The sequence below is a fragment of the Nocardioides sp. N13(2025) genome (assembly GCF_051912545.1).
In the GTDB taxonomy this organism is placed as follows: domain Bacteria; phylum Actinomycetota; class Actinomycetes; order Propionibacteriales; family Nocardioidaceae; genus Nocardioides.
The window spans coordinates 1,067,175-1,086,169 of sequence record NZ_CP196809.1 but is presented as its reverse complement, the minus strand read 5'-3'; the positions used below and the strand labels follow the sequence as shown (position 1 = coordinate 1,086,169).

The 18,995-nt window shown below is 72.2% G+C and carries 20 protein-coding genes; 5 read left to right on the top strand and 15 right to left on the bottom strand.

Going from position 1 to position 18,995, the window contains the following annotated elements:
- From ACS3YM_RS05270 to ACS3YM_RS05250, 5 genes are all read right to left on the bottom strand, one after another.
- Positions 1 to 813, bottom strand: coding sequence for an isoprenyl transferase (locus tag ACS3YM_RS05270; protein WP_439939033.1), 813 nt, complete (start codon positions 811 to 813; stop codon positions 1 to 3).
- A gap of 117 nt (positions 814 to 930) precedes the next feature.
- The gene (gene recO / locus ACS3YM_RS05265) at positions 931 to 1,659 is read right to left on the bottom strand and encodes a DNA repair protein RecO (protein ID WP_439939032.1); all 729 of its coding nucleotides are present in this window, start codon (positions 1,657 to 1,659) and stop codon (positions 931 to 933) included.
- Positions 1,660 to 1,704: 45 nt separating this feature from the next.
- Positions 1,705 to 2,568: an alpha/beta fold hydrolase gene (locus ACS3YM_RS05260; RefSeq protein ID WP_439939031.1), complete on the bottom strand. Its 864-nt coding sequence runs from the start codon at positions 2,566 to 2,568 to the stop codon at positions 1,705 to 1,707.
- 73 nt (positions 2,569 to 2,641) lie between these two features.
- Positions 2,642 to 4,423: a 2-isopropylmalate synthase gene (gene leuA / locus ACS3YM_RS05255; RefSeq protein ID WP_439939030.1), complete on the bottom strand. Its 1,782-nt coding sequence runs from the start codon at positions 4,421 to 4,423 to the stop codon at positions 2,642 to 2,644.
- 184 nt (positions 4,424 to 4,607) lie between these two features.
- Positions 4,608 to 5,366, bottom strand: a complete 759-nt coding sequence (locus tag ACS3YM_RS05250; RefSeq protein WP_439939029.1) for a class I SAM-dependent methyltransferase — start codon at positions 5,364 to 5,366, stop codon at positions 4,608 to 4,610.
- A 36-nt stretch (positions 5,367 to 5,402) separates the two neighbouring features.
- On the opposite strand from ACS3YM_RS05250, the gene ACS3YM_RS05245 reads away from it, so the two are divergent.
- Positions 5,403 to 5,888, top strand: coding sequence for a flavodoxin family protein (locus ACS3YM_RS05245; protein ID WP_439939028.1), 486 nt, complete (start codon positions 5,403 to 5,405; stop codon positions 5,886 to 5,888).
- Entirely contained in the window at positions 5,885 to 6,715 is an 831-nt protein-coding gene (locus ACS3YM_RS05240) for a septum formation family protein (protein ID WP_439939027.1), read from the top strand. The genes ACS3YM_RS05245 and ACS3YM_RS05240 overlap by 4 nt, the downstream gene beginning before the upstream one ends.
- A 152-nt stretch (positions 6,716 to 6,867) precedes the next feature.
- Here the strand turns inward: ACS3YM_RS05240 and era are convergent, their stop codons facing one another.
- The 10 genes from era to ACS3YM_RS05190 all read right to left on the bottom strand — a co-directional run bounded on the left by era (position 6,868) and on the right by ACS3YM_RS05190 (position 16,288).
- Positions 6,868 to 7,917: a GTPase Era gene (gene era, locus ACS3YM_RS05235; RefSeq protein WP_439939026.1), complete on the bottom strand. Its 1,050-nt coding sequence runs from the start codon at positions 7,915 to 7,917 to the stop codon at positions 6,868 to 6,870.
- Positions 7,910 to 8,686: a siderophore-interacting protein gene (locus ACS3YM_RS05230; RefSeq protein WP_439939024.1), complete on the bottom strand. Its 777-nt coding sequence runs from the start codon at positions 8,684 to 8,686 to the stop codon at positions 7,910 to 7,912. The genes era and ACS3YM_RS05230 overlap by 8 nt, the downstream gene beginning before the upstream one ends.
- A gap of 20 nt (positions 8,687 to 8,706) precedes the next feature.
- Positions 8,707 to 9,966 (bottom strand): class I SAM-dependent methyltransferase, encoded by a 1,260-nt coding sequence (locus ACS3YM_RS05225; RefSeq protein WP_439939022.1) that lies wholly within the window; start codon positions 9,964 to 9,966, stop codon positions 8,707 to 8,709.
- 38 nt (positions 9,967 to 10,004) lie between these two features.
- Complete coding sequence (locus ACS3YM_RS05220; RefSeq protein WP_439939021.1) at positions 10,005 to 11,375, bottom strand: FAD-binding oxidoreductase; 1,371 nt, start codon at positions 11,373 to 11,375, stop codon at positions 10,005 to 10,007.
- A gap of 39 nt (positions 11,376 to 11,414) precedes the next feature.
- On the bottom strand, positions 11,415 to 11,768 hold the full coding sequence (locus tag ACS3YM_RS05215; protein WP_439939020.1) for a cytidine deaminase: 354 nt from the start codon (positions 11,766 to 11,768) through the stop codon (positions 11,415 to 11,417).
- 10 nt (positions 11,769 to 11,778) lie between these two features.
- Positions 11,779 to 13,086, bottom strand: a complete 1,308-nt coding sequence (locus ACS3YM_RS05210) for a hemolysin family protein (protein WP_439939019.1) — start codon at positions 13,084 to 13,086, stop codon at positions 11,779 to 11,781.
- A gap of 2 nt (positions 13,087 to 13,088) precedes the next feature.
- Positions 13,089 to 13,550, bottom strand: a complete 462-nt coding sequence (gene ybeY / locus ACS3YM_RS05205) for an rRNA maturation RNase YbeY (protein ID WP_439939018.1) — start codon at positions 13,548 to 13,550, stop codon at positions 13,089 to 13,091.
- The gene (locus ACS3YM_RS05200; RefSeq protein ID WP_439939016.1) at positions 13,547 to 14,599 is read right to left on the bottom strand and encodes a PhoH family protein; all 1,053 of its coding nucleotides are present in this window, start codon (positions 14,597 to 14,599) and stop codon (positions 13,547 to 13,549) included. The genes ybeY and ACS3YM_RS05200 overlap by 4 nt, the downstream gene beginning before the upstream one ends.
- Before the next feature lie 94 nt (positions 14,600 to 14,693).
- Positions 14,694 to 15,929, bottom strand: coding sequence for a hypothetical protein (locus ACS3YM_RS05195; RefSeq protein WP_439939015.1), 1,236 nt, complete (start codon positions 15,927 to 15,929; stop codon positions 14,694 to 14,696).
- A 5-nt stretch (positions 15,930 to 15,934) separates the two neighbouring features.
- Positions 15,935 to 16,288 (bottom strand): HIT domain-containing protein, encoded by a 354-nt coding sequence (locus ACS3YM_RS05190; RefSeq protein ID WP_439939014.1) that lies wholly within the window; start codon positions 16,286 to 16,288, stop codon positions 15,935 to 15,937.
- A gap of 74 nt (positions 16,289 to 16,362) precedes the next feature.
- Between ACS3YM_RS05190 and ACS3YM_RS05185 the strand changes: the two genes are divergently transcribed.
- From ACS3YM_RS05185 to ACS3YM_RS05175, 3 genes are all read left to right on the top strand, one after another.
- Entirely contained in the window at positions 16,363 to 17,322 is a 960-nt protein-coding gene (locus ACS3YM_RS05185; protein WP_439939013.1) for a Gmad2 immunoglobulin-like domain-containing protein, read from the top strand.
- A 75-nt stretch (positions 17,323 to 17,397) separates the two neighbouring features.
- Positions 17,398 to 17,925, top strand: a complete 528-nt coding sequence (locus tag ACS3YM_RS05180; protein WP_439939012.1) for a SigE family RNA polymerase sigma factor — start codon at positions 17,398 to 17,400, stop codon at positions 17,923 to 17,925.
- Positions 17,922 to 18,995, top strand: a complete 1,074-nt coding sequence (locus tag ACS3YM_RS05175; RefSeq protein ID WP_439939011.1) for a Gmad2 immunoglobulin-like domain-containing protein — start codon at positions 17,922 to 17,924, stop codon at positions 18,993 to 18,995. The genes ACS3YM_RS05180 and ACS3YM_RS05175 overlap by 4 nt, the downstream gene beginning before the upstream one ends.

Genomic DNA, 18,995 nt, shown 5'->3' with positions numbered 1-18,995 from the left:
TCAGGTCGTGGTCGCGTTGGGCAGCGCGCCGCCGTAGCGACGGTCGCGCGAGGCGTAGGTCTCGACAGCCGCCCACAGGTGGCGGCGGTCGACGTCGGGCCACAGCACGTCGGTGAAGACCATCTCGCTGTAGGCCGCCTGCCAGAGCATGAAGTTGGACAGCCGCTGCTCCCCCGAGGTGCGCCAGACCAGATCGGCGTCGGGCAGCTCGGGGACGTAGAGGTGCCGGGCGAAGGTCTTCTCGTCGATCTTGTCGGGGTTGAGCCGTCCGGCGGCGACCTCGCGGCCGATCGCCCGGGCGGCGTCGGCGAGCTCGGCGCGCCCGCCGTAGTTGACGCACATCGTCAGCGTCAGCACGTCGTTGTCCTGGGTCATCTCCTCGGCGACCTGGAGCTCCTTGATGACCGACTTCCACAGGCGTGGGGCGCGGCCGGCCCACCGGACCCGAACCCCCAGCGCGTGCATCTCGTCGCGCCGGCGCCGGATCACGTCGCGGTTGAAGCCCATGAGGAAGCGCACCTCGTCGGGCGAGCGCGACCAGTTCTCGGTGGAGAAGGCGTAGGCCGAGATGGCCTTGACCCCGATCTCGATCGCCCCCTCGACGACGTCGAAGAGCGTGTGCTCGCCCTGCTCGTGCCCCTTGGTGCGCGGCAGCCCGCGCTCCTTGGCCCACCGGCCGTTGCCGTCCATGATGATCGCGACGTGCTCGGGCACGAGGTCGCGCGGCACCGGCGGCGGGGTCGCGCCGGACGGGTGCGGGGTCGGCGGCTTCACCTGTCGCTTCACGGCCGTCAGCGTAGTGCGAGACGTCATGGCGGGTGGTCGTCCGGGCGACCGCGCCCCATGACGTCAGCCGGCGTCGAGCCGATCGAGCAGCCGCAGGACCGTGACGTCGCCCCGGCCGGGGCCCACGGCAGACCGACGTCGCCGTCAGCGCTCGACGTACGCCATGGACCGCAGGCCGCGCTCGAGGTGCCAGGCGAGGTAGGCCGAGACCAGGCTGCTCGCCTCGCGCAGGTGGCGCGGGTCGGCGGAGTGGACGACGGGCCAGTCGCCGACGAGCAGCGCCCCCAGCACCAGCACCGTCTCGGGTGCGGGCGTCGCCGAGCCGGGCAGCTTGTCGGAGGAGCAGAGCACGCCGCCGGCCGACGGGTTGAAGAACCGGTGCGGCCCCTCGACCCCGCACTGCACGCAGTGGTCGAAGGACGGCGCGTAGCCGGCGACCGACAGGGAGCGCAGCAGGTAGGAGTCGAGGACTTGGCCGGCCGGGTGCTCACCGCCCGCCATCGCGCGCAGGCCACCCACCAGCAGCAGGAACTGCTGGACGGCCGGCTCCTTGTCCTCGGTCACGAGCCGCTCGGCGGTCTCGAGCATCGCCGTGCCGGCGGTGTAGCGGTCGTAGTCGAGCCCGAGCCGGGCGTGGAACGGGTCGAGCGTCTCGGCCTGGGTGATCACGTCGAGGCTGCGCCCCTCGGCGAGCTGCAGGTCGACATGGGTGAACGGCTCGAGGCGCGAGCCCCAGCGCGATGTCGTACGCCGCACGCCCTTGGCGACCGCGCGCACCCGCCCGTGCTGACGGGTCAGCAGGGTGATGATGCGGTCGGCCTCGCCCAGCTTGTGGGTGCGGAGCACGACCGCCTCGTCGCGGTAGAGGGGCACGGGGTCATTCTCCCCCACCGCCCCCGGTGGGGCCGGGTGCGGTGGTCAGCGTTTCCGGACCGGGGTGGCGCCGGCGCCGGGGGTCGCCCAGCAGTCGAGGGCGAAGTCGGCGGCCGCCTGCGTCAGCCGGTCGGGCCGGAAGCGCCACTCCAGGATCGAGGACGCGCGTTCGAAACGGACGTGGGGCAGCTCGGCCGCGAGCATGTCGGCGTCGACGAACGGGTGGATCGGGTCGACCGGGTGCCCCACGACGAAGACCGGGGCCTGGATCCGGCGGCGCTGGCTCGACGAGGGGGCCAGCCGCCCGAAGATCACGCCGTGCAGCACCGAGGCGATGGAGTCGGCGCGGTGGTCGACCGTGTCGAGCCCGATCCCGGCCCAGAACGGGACGATCCCGCGCGGCACCGCGCGCGACGCCTTCTGCAGCGCGTTGGCGGTGAAGGGCAGGTAGCGCGCGGCCAGCATGATCGGGACGAAGGCCAGGATCCCCGCCACGAGCGCGTTGTTGAGCACCGGCATCTCGACGATCAGGCCCTTGACCCGCTCGGGCGCGATGACGGCCACCTCCAGCGACACGTTGGCGCCCAGCGAGGTGCCCCCGATGACCGCCTGGTCCGCGCCGAGGTGGTCGAGGAGCGCCACCACCTGCTCGCCGAACGACGTCATCGAGTAGACCAGCGGGTCGGCCGGCTGGTCGGAGCGGCCGTGCCCGAGCAGGTCGAGCGTGACCACGTGCAGGCCGTGCGCCGCCATCGCCCGGGCGAGTGGCTGCTGCATCCGCCGCGGCATGAGCAGGCCGTGCAGCAGCACGACCCACTCGTCACCCGAGCCGTACTCGGTGTACTCCAGCCGGTCCCGTCCGCCGTCGGACTCGACGAAGAACTGCCCGATCCGCTCGCTCACCAGCATGGAAGCAATGTAGTCCGCATCAATGGACTGGTCCCGGATGTCCACCGACGAGCTTCGTGATGCGGACTGTCCCTCACGCGCGGTTGACCGCACTGGTCACGGCCTTCAGCGAGGCGGTGACGATGTTGGCGTCGAGCCCGACGCCCCACAGCACCTTCTCGCCGACCGCGCACTCGACGTACGCCGCCGCGATGGCGTCGCCGCCCGACGACAGCGCGTGCTCGTGGTAGTCGAGGACGCGGACCTCGCCGCGGTCGGCGTACACCGGGTTGCCGGCGGCCTGCTCGGCCTCGACGAGCTCGTTGAGCGCGTTGGTGAAGGCGTTGATCGGGCCGTTGCCCGAGCCGGTGAGCTCGCGGCGCTCGCCGTCGACGTAGACCCCGACGGTGAGCTGGTCCTTCTCCCCCGCGGCGCTCGAGGTGTGCACGGAGTTGAGCTTGAGCGGGGCCTCGCGGTCGAGGTACTCACCGCGGAAGACCGACCAGATCTCCTCGGGCGTGATCTCGCCGCCGTCGGTGTCGGTGCGCTGCTGCACCACGCGGCTGAACTCGATCTGCGCACGACGCGGCAGGTCGAGCTTGTGCTCGGACTTGAGGACGTAGGCCACGCCCCCCTTGCCGGACTGGCTGTTGACCCGGATCACGGCCTCGTAGGTGCGGCCGACGTCCTTGGGGTCGATCGGCAGGTACGGCGCCTCCCACGGCAGCTCGCCCACGTCGACGCCCAGTGCGGCGGCCTTCTTCTCGAGGTCCTCCAGCCCCTTCTTGATGGCGTCCTGGTGGGAGCCGGAGAAGGCGGTGTAGACGAGGTCTCCGGCGTAGGGGTGGCGCGGGTGCACCGGCAGGTTGGTGCAGTACTCGACGGTGCGCCGGATCTCGTCGATGCCCTCGCCGCCCAGGGCGAAGTCGATCTTGGGGTCGATGCCCTGGCTGAAGAGGTTCATGCCCAGCGTCACCAGGTCGACGTTGCCGGTGCGCTCGCCGTGGCCGAACAGGCAGCCCTCGACGCGGTCGGCCCCGGCCATCAGCGCCAGCTCGGTCGCGGCGACGGCCGTGCCGCGGTCGTTGTGCGGGTGCAGGCTGATCGCGGAGTGCTCGCGGCGGGTCAGGCCCCGGCCGAAGTACTCGATCTGGTCGGCGTAGGTGTTGGGCGTCGACATCTCGACCGTGGCGGGCAGGTTGAGGATGATCTCGCGACCGGCCTCGGGCTGCCACACGTCGGAGACCGCCTCGCAGACGTCGAGCGCGAAGTCGGTGTCGGACTGGGTGAAGATCTCCGGGCTGTACTGGTAGCCGAAGTCCTCGCTGCCGACGATGCCGCCGAGGCGCTCCTCGGCGTACTTCATCACCATCTCCGTCCCGCGGACCGCGATGTTGCGGCACTCGTCGGGGGTGACGTTGAAGACCACGCGCTGGAACAACGGCGCCGTGGCGTTGTAGAGGTGGATGGTGGCGCGCGGGGCGCCGACGAGCGAGTCGACGGTGCGCTCGATGAGGTCCTCCCGGGCCTGCGTGAGCACCGAGATCTGCACGTCGTCGGGGATCCGGTCCTCCTCGACGAGCTTGCGCACGAAGTCGAAGTCGGTCTGGCTGGCGCTGGGGAAGCCGACCTCGATCTCCTTGTAGCCCATCCGCACCAGCAGCTCGAACATGGTGAGCTTGCGGGCCGGCGTCATCGGGTCGATCAGCGCCTGGTTGCCGTCGCGCAGGTCGGTGGAGAGCCAGCGCGGGGCCTTCTCGACCTTCTTCGTCGGCCAGGTGCGGTCGGGCACGTCGACGGGCACGAACGGCGTGTAGCGGGCGTACGGCATCGGGCTCGGCGCCTGCCGGTTGGTGGTGTTGCTCAGGTTGGTCATGGCTTCCTCGCTGCGCTGATGAGGTGGGCGGTAGGGGCGACCGGCGCGCACCACACTCCGCAACGAGGGGGCCGGGTCAGACCTCGTTGCGGCGGCGAAGGAGGAGCAGGCTGCGCATCATGACGGGATCCAGAGTAGACCTCCCCCGTACGGACGTCTCCCGCCTCCCGCGGACTGAGACGTCTCAGGCCCGCCCGCGGGCGCCGTACGCCACCGCCGTCAGGTCGAACGGTCCCGGCCCGAGGTTGCGTCGCAGGGTCTCCTCGAGCCGCGTGCGGCGGTCGGGGTCGAGCGCGGCGACCATCTCGCCGGCGGGCCCGACGCCGTGCAGGTAGGGCTCCCACCACTCCTCGAAGCTCGGGTGGGTGACGGTCACCGGCAGCTCGACGGACTCGACGTCGCGCAGCCCGGCTCCCTCCAGGATCCCGACCAGGCTGTCGCGGGAGCCGCCCTGGAAGTCGCGCTCGTCGGGCTGCTCGGGCGCCACCTCGGCGGCGGCCTCCCACAGCGGCGCCATGGGCGCGCGCGAGCCGGCCAGGTCCCACACCGTCGCCGCGACCCAGCCGCCGTCGCGGGTCACCCGCCTCATCTCGGTCAGGCCGCCGACGGGGTCGGTCATGAAGTGCACGACGAGGCACGCAGCCGCGACGTCGAAGGCGTCGTCGGGGTGGGGCAGGGCCTCCGCGGTCCCGCGCTGCACGTCGACCTCCGGGAAGCGCTCGCGGCAGGCCTCGACGAAGGGCGCGGACGGGTCGACCGCCGCGACGTGGTCGGCGCCGAGCCGGTCCACCAGAACGCCGGTGAGCGCACCGGGGCCGCAGCCCACGTCGATCGCACGCTGGCCGGGAGCGAGGTCGAGCCAGTCGCCGAACCGGGCGGCGAGCGGGCGCGAGTAGCGACCCATGTACCGGTCGTACGCCGTGCCCGCCACCTCGAAGGTCACGGCACGCCACGCTACCTGCCCTCGTAGGCTCTCGCCATGCCCCGACTGCTGGTGGTCCACCACTCCCCGACCCCCTCGGTCTCCGCGCTGACCGACGCGGTGGTCGCCGGGGCCTGCGACGACGCGATCGAGGGGGTGGAGGTCGTCGTCCGGGCGGCCCTGGAGGCCGGCGCCGACGACGTGCTCGCCGCGGACGGCTACCTGCTCGGCACCCCGGCGAACTTCGGCTACATGAGCGGCGCGCTCAAGCACTTCTTCGACACGATCTTCCTGCAGGCCGGCGGGGCCCTCACCGACGACGGGTCGGCCGCCGCGGCCGAGGGCGGCAAGAAGCCCTACGGGCTCTACGTCCACGGCCGCTACGACACGACGGGCGCGGTGCGCTCGGTGCAGTCGATCGTCGGTGCGCTGCCCTGGCGCCAGGCCGCACCGGTCCTGGAGGTGCTGGGCGACGTGGGCGAGGCGGAGAGGGAGACGGCGTACGAGCTGGGCGGGACGCTCGCGGCCCTGGTGATGGGATGAGGGGGTTGCGCGCCGCGGCCCTGCTGCTCGCCGCCCTCGCGCTGGCGGGCTGCACGTCGCCGCCGACCGCGGACGCCCCCGACCCTGCTCCGGCCTCCCCCTCCCTCGCGTCCACCCCCTCGGAGACGGTGCCGCCCGAACCCGGCCCGAAGCCCAAGGTCGGTGAGTGCCACGCGCTGACCTTCGCCCAGGCGGTCGCGGTGGTCGGGCGGACCGAGCCGATCGCCTGCGGGAGGAAGCACACGGCCCAGACCTACTTCGTCGGGCGCCTCGACCTCGAGACCAAGGCGGGCTTCTCGCGCCGGGTTGACTCCCAGGCCGCGCAGCGCCAGATGCGGCGGGCCTGCACGACGCGGCTGCCCCGCCACCTCGGCGTCCCCCCGCGCGAGCTGCGGTTGAGCATGGCGCAGGCCGTGTGGTTCACCCCCAGCCCGAAGCGCGCCGAGGCGGGTGCGGACTGGTTCCGCTGCGACGTGGTGGCGGTCGCCGCGCCGAGGCAGCTGCTGGCGTTGCCGCGGCGCACGAAGGGGTGGGGCGACGCACCCGCCGTCGCGATGTGCGCGACCGCGGCGCCCGGCACGAAGGCGTTCGAGCGGGTCAGCTGCGGGGCTCGGCACACCTGGCGCGCGTCGTCGACGGTCGACCTCCCGGGCAAGGGCCGGCTGCCGAAGCAGGCCGACATCGCCGACCGGATGGAGTCCACGTGCCGCGACGCCGCCCGGGCGCAGGCCGACGACCCGCTCGACTTCACCTGGTCGCAGGAGAGCCCGACCGAGGAGCAGTGGGAGGCCGGACAGCGCTACGGGATCTGCTGGGTGCCGGCCTGACGGTGGCGGCCGTACGACATCCCCGCGCGCCAGGGTGGCGGCATACGACATCCCCGCGAGCCGCTGCGACGTCGTATGCCGCCAGGCTCACCCCAGCCCACGTCATGTGCCGCCACCCTCAGCGGCCGCCGCCACACGGCCGGCAGGTGCGATCAGAAGCCGAGCTTGCGCAGCTGGCGCGGGTCGCGCTGCCAGTCCTTGGCGATCTTGACCTGGAGGTCGAGGTAGACCGGGGTGCCGAGGAGGGCCTCGATCTGCTTGCGCGCCTGCGTGCCGACCGCGCGCAGCCGGGAGCCCTTGTGGCCGATCATGATCCCCTTCTGCGAGTCACGCTCGACGTAGAGGTTGGCCACGATGTCCAGCAGCGGCTTGTCGTCGGGACGCCCCTCGCGCAGGCCCATCTCCTCCACGACGACGGCGATCGAGTGCGGCAGCTCGTCGCGCACGCCCTCGAGCGCGGCCTCGCGGATCAGGTCGGCCGCGAGCGCCTCCTCGGGCGCGTCGGTGAGGTCGCCGTCGGGGTAGAGCGGGGGCCCCTCGGGCATCAGGCCCACGAGCAGGTCGGCCAGCAGCTGGACCTGGTCGCCCGACACCGCGGACACGGGCACGATCTCGGCCCACTCGGTCGAGGTCTCCTCACCGAGCGCCTGGATGTCCAGCAGGTGCTGGCCGAGCTGTTCGGGGGTGACGAGGTCGGTCTTGGTCGCGACCGCGATCCGGGTCGTACGCCGCACCTTCGCCAGCTCGGTGACCAGGAACCGGTCGCCCGGCCCGATCTTCTCGTTGGCCGGGAAGCAGACCGCGACCACGTCCACCTCGGCCCACGTCGTGCGCACGAGGTCGTTGAGCCGCTCGCCGAGCAGCGTCCGCGGCCGGTGCAGGCCCGGGGTGTCGACGAGGATCAGCTGCGCGTCGTCGCGGTGCACGATGCCGCGCACCACGTTGCGGGTGGTCTGCGGCTTGGAGGAGGTGATGACGATCTTCTGCCCGACCAGCGCGTTGGTCAGCGTGGACTTGCCGGCGTTGGGACGACCGACGAACGACGCGAAGCCGCTCCGGAAGCCCTCGGGCGCCTGGTAGAACCCGCCGGCCGGGGCGACCCCGGACAGGTCGAAGTCGTCGTCGTCCTCGTCATCGTCGAAGTCCTCGACCTCACCCTCGTCGACCTCGTCGACCTGCTGGTCGTCCTGCTCGTCAGCCATCGCTCGCCTCCCGCGCCGCGTCGTACTCAGCCCAGATCTGCTCGTCACTCTTGCCTGCCGCCTTGCCCGCGCGCCAGATCGGGCCCGGATCGACCGCGCGCGGCTGCCGGCCGGCGGTGGCGCGCCAGTAGCCCATCACGTCGTAGTGGCTGGTCGGCAGCTTCACCTCGCGCATCAGGTGCTTGCGGATCGCGCGCATCTGCGCCGACTCGCCGGCCATCCAGAAGTAGCCCTCGCCCTCGGGCCACTCGATGTGCTCCACGACCTCGGCGAGCGCGCTCTGCCCCGCGGACGGCGGCGTCAGCCAGGTGACGTCGGCCGTCGCGGGCAGGTAGCCGCCGAGGTCGTCGGGCACCTCGGCCAGCACGTACGTCGGCAGCTCGGGATGGGTCTCGACGATGCGGGCGATCGCCGGCATGGCGGTGAGGTCGCCGACGAGCAGCAGCCACGCGGCGTCGGCCGGCGGCGCGAACGACGACTTGGGCTCGGTGATCGTGACGGTGTCGCCGACGCAGTCGCGCATGGCCCACTCGGTGACCAGCCCGACGTCGTGGACCACGACGTCGAGGGTGAGCTCGCCGTCCCGGAGGGACCGCACGGTGTAGTAGCGGCTCTGGAACTGCCCGGGCACCACGAGGCCGACCCACTCGTCGGGAACGCCGGTGCTCACGAAGCCGTCGAGGCCGTCGAGGACCAGCCGGACGAGGTGGTCCGTCAGCGGTTCACGGCGACGGACGGTCGCCTGGAACTGGGCTGCACGGGTGCTCACCGGACGAGGCTATCGCCGCCTCACCAGTCGGGGCGCATCGGGAACCCGGACCGTCCGTCCGCGTCGTTGCGGGTCGCGAGGACCTGGTGCAGCTCGACCTCGTCGCGCTCGAAGCCGACCCGCGAGCCGGCGATGTAGAGCCCCCACACCCGGGCCGTGCCCTCACCCACCTCGGCGACGCACTCGTCCCAGTGGTCGACCAGGTTGCGGTTCCAGTCCCTGAGCGTGGCGGCGTAGTGCAGGCGCAGGTTCTCGCTGTGCTGCACCTCGAGGCCCTGGTCCTGCATGGCGGTGATGATCGTGCCGGAGCCGATGAGCTCGCCGTCGGGGAAGACGTAGCGATCGATGAACGCGCCCGTCTCCTTGCGGCCGTTGCTCGGCCTGGTGATGCTGTGGTTGAGCAGGCGCCCACCCGGCTTGAGCCGGTCGCGCAGGTGGGTGAAGTACGCCGGGTAGTTGCGGACCCCGATGTGCTCGGTGAGGCCGATCGAGCTGACCGCGTCGAAGCCGGTCTCCACCACGTCGCGGTAGTCGAGGTGCCGCACCTCGGCGAGGTCGGCGAGACCCTCGCGGTCGATCGCCTCCTTGGCCCACTGGGCCTGCTCGAGCGACAGCGTCACACCGAGGGCCTTGACGCCGTAGGCCGCGGCGGCGTGGCGGACCATCGTGCCCCAGCCGCAACCGACGTCGAGCAGCCGCTGGCCCGGCCGGAGGTCGAGCTTGCGGCAGACCAGGTCGAACTTGGCGGCCTGGGCCTCCTCGAGGGAGGCGTCGGGCGTCTCGTAGAGCGCGCAGGTGTAGGCCATCGACGGGCCCAGCACCTTCTCGTAGAAGCGGTTGGAGACGTCGTAGTGGTGCGAGATCACCTCGGCGTCGCGCACCATCGAGTGCCGCAGGCCCTCCACGGCCCGGCGCCAGCGCGGCAGGTGCTCCTGCGGCGGCGGGGCGGGCGGGCGCAGGTGCGAGAGCCCGAGGCTGCGGGCGATGTGCAGGGCCTCGGCCGGCGTGGGCACGCGAAACTTGGTGTGGTCCTTGAGCAGCACCAGCGCGTCGTAGGGGTCGCCCGGGTGGACGCCGGTGAGGTCCAGGTCGCCGCTGACGTAGGCCCGCGCCATGCCGAGGTCGCCCGGCGCGGTCATCAGGAAGGACAGGCCGCGCTGGTTGCGCAGGTGCATCCCGATCGCGGCGTCGGGAGGCCCTGCGCTGCTGCCGTCGTACGCCGTGAAGCGCACCGGGAGCCCGCCGCGCACCAGCCGGTCCATCGCGTCACCGATGGACATCCGCCCACGAGCGCCTGCATTGAGGTTGGAGCCCAGGCTCATCGTCGTCCCACCACCTTGTCGTAGAGCGCGGTCAGTCGGTCGTCGGGGTCGTGCAACGCCTTGACGCGCTCCAGGTCGGCGCCGCCGTAGAGGCGGTCGAAGGCGTCGCGGTCGTAGAACGCCTCGGAGTAGAGGCTCTTGTGGCCGCCGAGCTCGGTCACCTTCGCCTCGACGGCCCGGTTGCGCGGGGAGTGCGGGGCCTCGGGCCCGACGTTGACCACGCCCCAGAACCCGACGTTGACGTACGTCGTCCCGGGGCTCAGCGGGTAGCCGGGCCAGGGCCTGGCCCCGTTCGCATCGTCCCTCCGCAACCGCAGCGGGCACAGCCACACCGGGCGCATGCCCACCTCGCGGTCGAACCAGTCGAGGAACTCCGCGAGCCGGTCGACGGGGATCTCGACGTCCTGCACGACGCGCTCGCCCTGCGGGCGCCCTGCTCGGCGGTCGAGCCGGTCACCGATGCCCAGACGCCGGTCGAGGGCGACCAGCTTCCAGTAGACGTCGGAGCGCCGCAGCCGGCGCGGCCACAGGCGGCGTACGACCGGGTGCTGCGCGCCGAACGCACGCGAGCACCAGAACCAGTCGGTGTCCCAGCGCCAGAGGTAGTCGTGCATGGTCAGCCGGTCGGTCATGCGCTGTCGGATCGAGCGGTAGTAGACCTGCTGGCCGGTGTAGTCGCTCGTCGGGCCGGGCTCGTCGGTCCAGCGGGCCAGCGTGAGGTGGAGGATGCCCGGCTCGAAGGCGACCCCGTCGAGCCCGTCGACGCGCTCGCCGTCCCACTCGCCCTCCTCGACGATGCGCGTGACTGCGTCGGCCAGGGCACGCGCGTCTGCGAACGGCACGTGGCGCAGCGCGACGTAGGCCGGGACCGGCTCGAGCTCGATGCGCAGCCGGGTGGCGTAGCCGAGGGAGCCGTAGGAGTTGGGGAAGGCGTCGAAGAGGTCGTCACCAGGCTTGGTGGTCACCACCTCGCCGGAGCCGGTGAGGACGTCCATCTCCAGCACCGACTCGTGCGGCAGTCCGCTGCGGAAGCTGGTCGACTCGATGCCGAGCCCGCTCACCGCCCCGCCCAGGGTGATCGTCCGCAGCTGCGGCACCACCAGCGGGATCCGGCCGTGCGCCAGCGTCACCTCGACGAGGTGCTCGTAGGTGCACATCCCCTGCACCTCGGCGACGTCGCCGTCGACCTCGATGACGTCCGCGAGGCCGGACACGTCGAGCCCCGTGCCGTGCGCCTCGCGACCGCGGAACAGGTTGCTCGTGCGCTTGGCCAGCCGGACCGGCGATCCCTGCGGCAGGGCAGCCCACGACTCGAGCAGCCTCGCCACCCCCTCGGAGTGGACCTCCCAACCCACCGGCGTACGCACGTCTCCACGCTAGCGAGTCGCGCGCCTGCTCGCGAGGGATCAGGGGGCGTGCGTGCTCTGCCGCGTGTGGAGGCGCCCGTCGGGGCCGCCGACGAGGACCGGGACGTCTGGACCAGCGAACTCGCTCACCGCTCGCAGGTCGGGCGAGTCGGCGTCGGTGAGCACCACCGCGGCCTCCAGCCCGGACGAGCCGGACGAGATCGCCATCGCCACGCAGACGTCGAGCGCCGACAGCTGCAGGTGCTCGAGGCGGATGCTCGCGGCGGCGTAGGTCCGTCCGTCGAGGTCGCGCACCGCGGCACCCTCGAGAGCACGCGCGCGGGCCCGGGTCGCGCGTGCCAGGGTCACCAGCTTGGCGTCCTCGGCGTCGAGGTCGGCTGACAGGTCGGTCATGGCGGCCAGCCTAGTGAGGCGCCGAGGCGTCGTCGTCGCTGTCCCCGTCCCGCTCCGGCAGCACCGTGACGATCACCGTGTCGATCTTGTTGCGGCGGCCCGTGGCGCGCTCCGCCTCCAGCCGCAGGCCGTGGCACTCCACCACCGACCCGGGGATCGGGACCTTGCCGAGGTGCTTGGCCATCAGGCCGCCGACGCTGTCGACGTCGTCGTCCTCGACCGCGAAGCCGACGAGCTCGTCGAGGTCGTCGACCGGGTAGCGGGAGGAGACGCGGATCGCGCCGCCCTCGACGTGCTCGACCTCGACCTCCTCGTCGTCGTACTCGTCGGTGATCTCGCCGACGATCTCCTCCAGCACGTCCTCGATGGTGATCAGGCCGGCGGTGCCGCCGTACTCGTCGACGACGACCGCGATGTGCTGGCGGCGCGCCTGGAGCTCGGTGAGCAGCGCGTCGACCGGCTTGGAGTCCGGCACGTAGTGCACCGGGCGCATCACCTCGTCGACCCGCTGGGTGAACTCCGCGTCGGGCGCCTCGAAGTCACGCCGGACGAGGTCCTTGAGGTAGGCCATGCCGACGATGTCGTCGAGGTTCTCGCCGATGACCGGGATGCGGGAGTAGCCGCTGCGCAGGAAGAGCGACAGCGTCTGGCGGATGTTCTTGTGGCGCTCGATGTAGACCACGTCGGGTCGCGGCACCATCACCTCGCGGGCGATGGTGTCGCCGAGCTCGAAGACGGAGTGGATCATCCGGCGCTCGCCGGACTCGATGATCGCGCCGGCCTCGGCCAGGTCGACCAGCTCCCGCAGCTCGGTCTCGGTGGAGAACGGTCCCTCGCTGAACCCCTTGCCGGGGGTGATCGCGTTGCCCAGCAGGATCAGCAGCGCCGGGATCGGGCCGAGGATCGTGGTCACCAGCGAGATCGGGCCGGCCGAGAGCAGCGCGACGCGGGCGTCGTGCTGGCGGCCCACCGTGCGCGGCGCGACGCCGATCGCGACGAACGAGACGACCAACATCACGCCGATGGTGGTGAGCACGGTCGGGAGCCAGGCGCCGCTGTAGGCGTCGCGGGCCCACGTGGTGACCAGCACGATGGCGCTGATCTCGCACAGCAGGCGCAGCAGGAGCGCGGTGTTGAGGTAGCGCGGCGGGTCGTCGAGGATCGCCAGGAGGCGGGCGGCCCCGGGGCGCCCCTCGGCGCGCAGCTCCTCGGCGCGTGCGCGCGAGAATCCGTTGAGTGCGGCGTCGGCGGCCGAGAAGAGGCCGGCGAGCAGCACCAGCAGGGTGGCCGAGACCAGCTGCCAGATGTCGGCGGTCATGATCAGGCAGGGCCCTCGGCCGCGCGCCACTTCTCGAGCAGCTCGCCCTGCAGGCCGAACATCACGGCGTGCTCCTCCGGCTCGGCGTGGTCGTAGCCGAGCAGGTGCAGGATGCCGTGGACCGTGAGCAGGTCGATCTCGGCCTCGCGGCCGTGGCCGGCCTCCTCGCCCTGGCGCTCCGCGACAGCCGGCGCCAGGACCAGGTCGCCGAGCACGCCCTCCTCGGGCTCCTCGTTGACCTTCCCGGGCCGCAGCTCGTCCATGGGGAAGGCGAGCACGTCGGTCGGCCCGTCCTTGTCCATCCACTGCTGGTTGAGCTCGGCGATGGTGTCCTCGTCGACGGCCTTGATGCACAGCTCGGCCTGCGGGTGGACCCGCATCTGCTCCATCACGAAGCGCGCGAGGCGCGACAGGCGGCGTACGTCGAAGTCCAGGCCCGACTCGTTGAGGACCTCGATGCTCATCGCGGGCCCCGCTCGGCCTTCGAGGGGCCGGACCGCGGACGGGGGCGCTCCTCCTGGGCGTCGAAGACCTCGTAGGCCTCGACGATGCGGCTCACCAGCCGGTGGCGTACGACGTCGGTGCCGGTGAGGCGGCAGAACGCGATGTCCTCCACGCCGTCGAGGATGCCCTCGACCACCCGCAGCCCGGACTTGGTGCCGTTGGGCAGGTCGACCTGGGTGGTGTCGCCAGTGACGACGATCCGCGAGCCGAAGCCGAGACGGGTCAGGAACATCTTCATCTGCTCGGGCGTGGTGTTCTGCGCCTCGTCGAGGATGATGAAGGAGTCGTTGAGCGAGCGGCCGCGGAGGAACGCCAGCGGCGCCACCTCGATGGTGCCGGCCGCCAGCAGCTTGGGGATGGTCTCCGGGTCGACCATGTCGTGCAGCGCGTCGTAGAGCGGGCGCAGGTAGGGGTCGATCTTCTCGCTCAGCGTGCCGGGCAGGAACCCGAGCTTCTCGCCCGCCTCGACGGCCGGACGGCTGAGGATGATCCGGTTGACCTCCTTGGCCTGCAGCGCCTGCACGGCCTTGGCCATCGCCAGGTAGGTCTTGCCGGTGCCGGCGGGTCCGATGCCGAAGGTGATCGTGCTCTTGTCGATCGACTCGACATAGCGCTTCTGGTTGAGCGTCTTGGGTCGGATCGTGCGGCCGCGGTTGGAGAGGATGTTGAGGCTCAGCACGTCGGCCGGGCGCTCCTGGGTCTCCGTCCGCAGCATCTGGATGATCCGCTCGACCGTCTCCCCCGTCACGCCCTGCCCGGTGCGCACGATGGTGACGATCTCGTCGAGGAGCCGCTCGGCGGTCGCGACCTCGGCGGAGTCGCCGGCCAGGGTGATCCGGTTGCCGCGCACGTGGACAGTGGCGTCGAAGGCCCGCTCGATCAACCGGAGGTGCTCGTCACCCGGGCCCAGGACCGAGACCATGTCGATGCTGTTGGGGACGATGACCGTGTGGGTCGGCTTGTCCTGCTGGGCGTCAGCCCTGGGGGTGCTGCGGGTCGTGTCAGTCATGGATGCCCGTGACGGGCGGCCTTCCGGGTCGGTGGCAGAGCCCTTCCATGCTACCGAGCGAGCGACGCGGGGCCCACCCGGTCGCACCGGTGGCTCAGGGGCGGGTGACCTGCAGCATCCCGAGGCACATCTCGTCGGTGGTGCCCTCACCCCACACGACGTAACGGTCGGGCTGGCCCTCGAAGGACGGCAGCCTGTCGCGCAGCCACTGCACGTGGGTGCAGGTGACCTTGACCTGCTCGAAGGCGTCGAGGTGCACCGGCTCGATCGGCCGGCTCCCCTGGTCGTCGAAGTCCCAGACCGGGATGTCGAGGATGGTCCTGGCCTGCGGGGTGCCCGGATCGACCTCGATCCTGATCGAGCGGCCGAGCAGGTGCATGTGGCCGGCGACACCGTGGATCGTGATCGGCGCGCCCAGGGTGCGGGTGCACGACTGCACGTTGCCGGGCTGCGGCTTCCCGCCGCAGAGGAAGTAGAGGGCGTCGGCGGTGTTGCCCTCGGCGCCGAAGCGCTGCTTGACGTCGGCCAGCGCGGCGTCGCGGTCGCACAGCTCGCCGTCGGAGTGCTGCGGCCGGCACGGGAGCTCGACCGGCGCGGGCAGCAGCATGGTGCTCAGCGCCTGGTAGGGCCGCTTGCCGGGCGCCAGCCGCAGCTGCGCGGCGGAGGTGTCGGGCTGCTGACCGGCGAGCAGGTTGTAGTGCACCTGCATCACGACCCGGCTGCCCTTGGCCAGCCGGACCCCGAAGCCGGGCTTGACCACCGACTCCCGGCCCCCAGGGGCCCAGGCCCCGATCCAGGCGGCGTTGTCGACGTCCTGGAAGCGGTCGAGCCCGGTGCCGCCGAAGCAGGTCCAGCCCTCGTCCTCCTCGGCGGCGTCCTTGGCCTCGGCCGCGGCCACCTGCTCCGGCGGGACCTGGAAGAGGATCACATGGTGCACGACCTCGGGGTTTCCGGGCAGCACGTGCGTGCCGGTGAGCCACATGTCGTGGTCGAGCTCCGGGTCGAGCAGGAAGCAGCGGTAGTCGTCGGTGCCGGTGCCGTAGGGCGCGGACGGCGTGTAGCTGCCGGGCATCGCGATCGTCGTACGCGTCTCGCCGGGGCGCAGCGGCCTGGCCTTCACCGGCTCGGCGTGGTGGCCGTCGTGGCCCTCTGCGCCCTCCGCGGCTGCCTCGGACGGCTCCTCGGCGCCCGACGAGGTCGAGGCGTCGGCGGGCTGGGTGGCGCGACGCTCGTCGTCGGAGGCGCCGCCGCCACAGGCGGACAGGGCGAGCAGGCCCGAGGCGAGGAGGGCGGCCAGCGCGGCGCGGGTGCGGTGCAGCCGGAGGGACATCGCGCTCAGACCAGGGACTCGGTCATGCCCGGCGAGCTGCCGAGGACGTGGAAGTGGGTGTGGAAGACGCTCTGCCCGGCCGTGGGGCCCGTGTTGGCGATCAGGCGGTACTCCGGGAACCCTCCGGCCCTCGCGACCTCGTCGGCCAGCGCCACTGCGTGGCCGAGGATCGCCGGGTCGGCCGCGGCGGACGCAGCGGCGTTCTCGTGGTGCTCGAACGGCACCACGAGCGCGTGGAACGGCGCCTGCGGGTGGAGGTCCTTGAACGAGATGGCGTGCTCGCTGCGCCCGAGGACCTCGGCCGGGAGGTCGCCGGCGACGATCTTGCAGAAGATGCAGTCGGGTGCGGTCGCGCTCATCGCCCCAGCCTAGGCTCTGGCCCCGCGGCGTGTGACCGAAAGGACGGGCCGCACGTCCAACTACCGTGACCGACATGACCTTCCCCGCCTCCCGGCCCCTCGTACGACGTTGGGCGGGCGCGACCGCCGTCGTCCTCGCCAGCACCCTGGCCCTGGCCGGGTGCAGCGGTTCCGACGACCCGGTGCCTGCCTCCGGCGAGAGCCGGGAGCCGGCTCCGAAGTCCCCGAAGCCGCGCAAGGACGTCTCTCCGTCCCCCACGGAGTCGCCGTCCGAGACCCCCTCCGAGACGCCGTCGGAGTCGGCGGGCACGGCGGTGCCGGTCTACTTCGTCGGCGACGGCCCGGGTGGCAGGCCGCGGCTCTTCCGGGAGTTCCACCGTGTCACCGGCGACCCGCTGACCGAGGCCGCCCGGCTCGTCATGGGAGGGGGCGAGCCGGACGACCCCGACTACCGCACCCTCTGGCCCCAGGTGGAGGTCTCGGGCGTCACGGCCACCGACGGCATCCTGCTCGTCGACATCCCGGGCGACGGGTTCACCGAGCGACCCGACGGCATGTCGAAGCGGATGGCGAGGCTCGCCCTGCAGCAGCTGGTCTACACGCTCCAGGGAGTCCAGCAGGAGCGGATCCCGGTCGTCGTCGAGCGCGGCGACGCCGAGGCCCGGCTCTTCGGCCTCTCCCTCGACAGGCAGGTCACAGCCGCCAGCGCGCTCCGCACCCTCAACCTGGTGAGCATCACCTCGCCGGCCGAGGGTGACACCGTCACCGGCGACACGCTGACGGTCACCGGCGTGGCCAACTCCTTCGAGGCGAGCGGCCCCTGCCGGCTGATCGCGAGCGACCAGGAGGTCGCCGTCGTCCCCTACCAGGCGGAGGGGTGGATGGAGGACCGCCTCTTCCCGTTCGAGGTCGAGATCCCGCTCGCCGACGCCGGGACGGGTGACGTCCTCCTGCAGTGCGAGACCGACGACCCCAGCGGCGGCGCCGAGGGCGACGGACCCAGCGTCGACACCAAGCTGATCACCGTGCAGTAGGCGTCAACCTGTTCCCCGCCTGGCGCGTCACACTGCGTGACCACCAGGACCACACCGCTTCGAGGGAGGGTGCCCGTGCGCGAGCACCTCGCCCTGACCGGTGCTGACGCCGACGCCGCCGTCGCGCAGCTGTACGCCGCCCACTGGCGCCAGCTCGTCCGGCTCTCCGTGCTGCTCGTCCACGACCAGGCCGCCGCCGAGGACGTGGTGCAGGACGCCTTCGTCGCGATGCACGGGAAGTGGTCGCGGCTGCGCGACCCCGACAAGGCGCTGGCCTACCTGCGCCAGGCGCTCGTCAACCGCTCGCGCTCCGCGCTGCGGCACCGCGTCGTCGTCGAGAGGCACGTGCGCGCGTCGTCGGCCTGCGACGTGACGGTCGACGGCCCGAACGTCGGCGGGGCCCGCCGCGACGCCGTCCGTGACGCGTTGCTCAGGCTCTCCGAGCGCCAGCGAGAGGTGCTCGTGCTCCGCTACTACCTGGACTGGTCGGAGGCCCAGATCGCCGACGCGCTGGGCATCTCGCGCGGCGCGGTCAAGGCACACGCACACCGAGGCAGCACCGCCCTGCGCGAGCTGCTCGGCGACTGGGAGGAGCCGTCATGACCGGCCCCATGAGGGACGACGAGGTCCGCGACCTGCTGCACGAGGTGGCTGCGGGCGTCGAGCCGGGCGACCGGCTCGACGCGATCCGGGCTGCCACCTCGGCCCGTCGCGGCGGCCGCGGGTGGTGGGTCGCCGGAGGGGTCGGGTTGGTCGCGGCCTCCGTCGTGACGGCACTCGCCCTCACCACCGGTGGCACCCCCCGCACGACCGCGCCGGAGCCGGCCGAGCCGTCGCCCACCCCGACGTCGGTCGACGACCGGTCCCAGCATGTCGACGACCTGGAGGAGCTGCGTCGCTCCACCGAGGGCGTGCGCGCCATCTACTACATCGGCGACACCCCCGCGGGGCCGCGCCTCTACCGCGAGTTCCTCACCCTGGATCGCCACGACACCCTGTCCGTCGCCGTGGCGGCAGCCGTCGGGAGGACCCCCGACGGCAGGCCCCTCCCCGCTGATGACCACGATCCCGACTACCGGGTGGTGTGGCCGGCGCTCACCAACGCCTCGGCGGAGATGAGCTCCACCGGCGACTCCATCGAGGTCTCCCTGGGCGGCGACCCCGAGGGCGACCTGCGGTCCCGGGGAGAGCTCTCGGCCGAGGAGGCCCAGCTCGCGATCGAGGCCCTCGTCCGCACCGCGCAGGCCGCCGTGGGCGACCGCCTGCCGGTGCGGTTCCTCCTGTTCGGCGACCCCGTCGACACGCTGCTCGGCGTGCCGACGTCGGAGCCCGTCACGACCCGACCCGACCTGGACGTGCTCGCCCACGTCAGCCTGTCCGACCCCTTCGAGGGCCAGGTCGTCGACAACGACGAGCCCTTCGTGGTCCGCGGCGCGGCCAACTCGTTCGAGGGCAACGTCGTCACGCGGATCCAGCGCTGGGAGGGCACCGAGGTGGTGGCCGAGGAGCCGACCATCGCAGGGTGGAACGAGGACAGGCTGTTCCCGTTCGAGGTCACCTTCGACCTCACCGACGTGCCGCCGGGCGACTACGTCGTGATCTCCCGGACCGACGACCCGTCGGGCGCGGGGATGTTCGACACCGACACCCGCCGGATCACGGTCATCGACTGA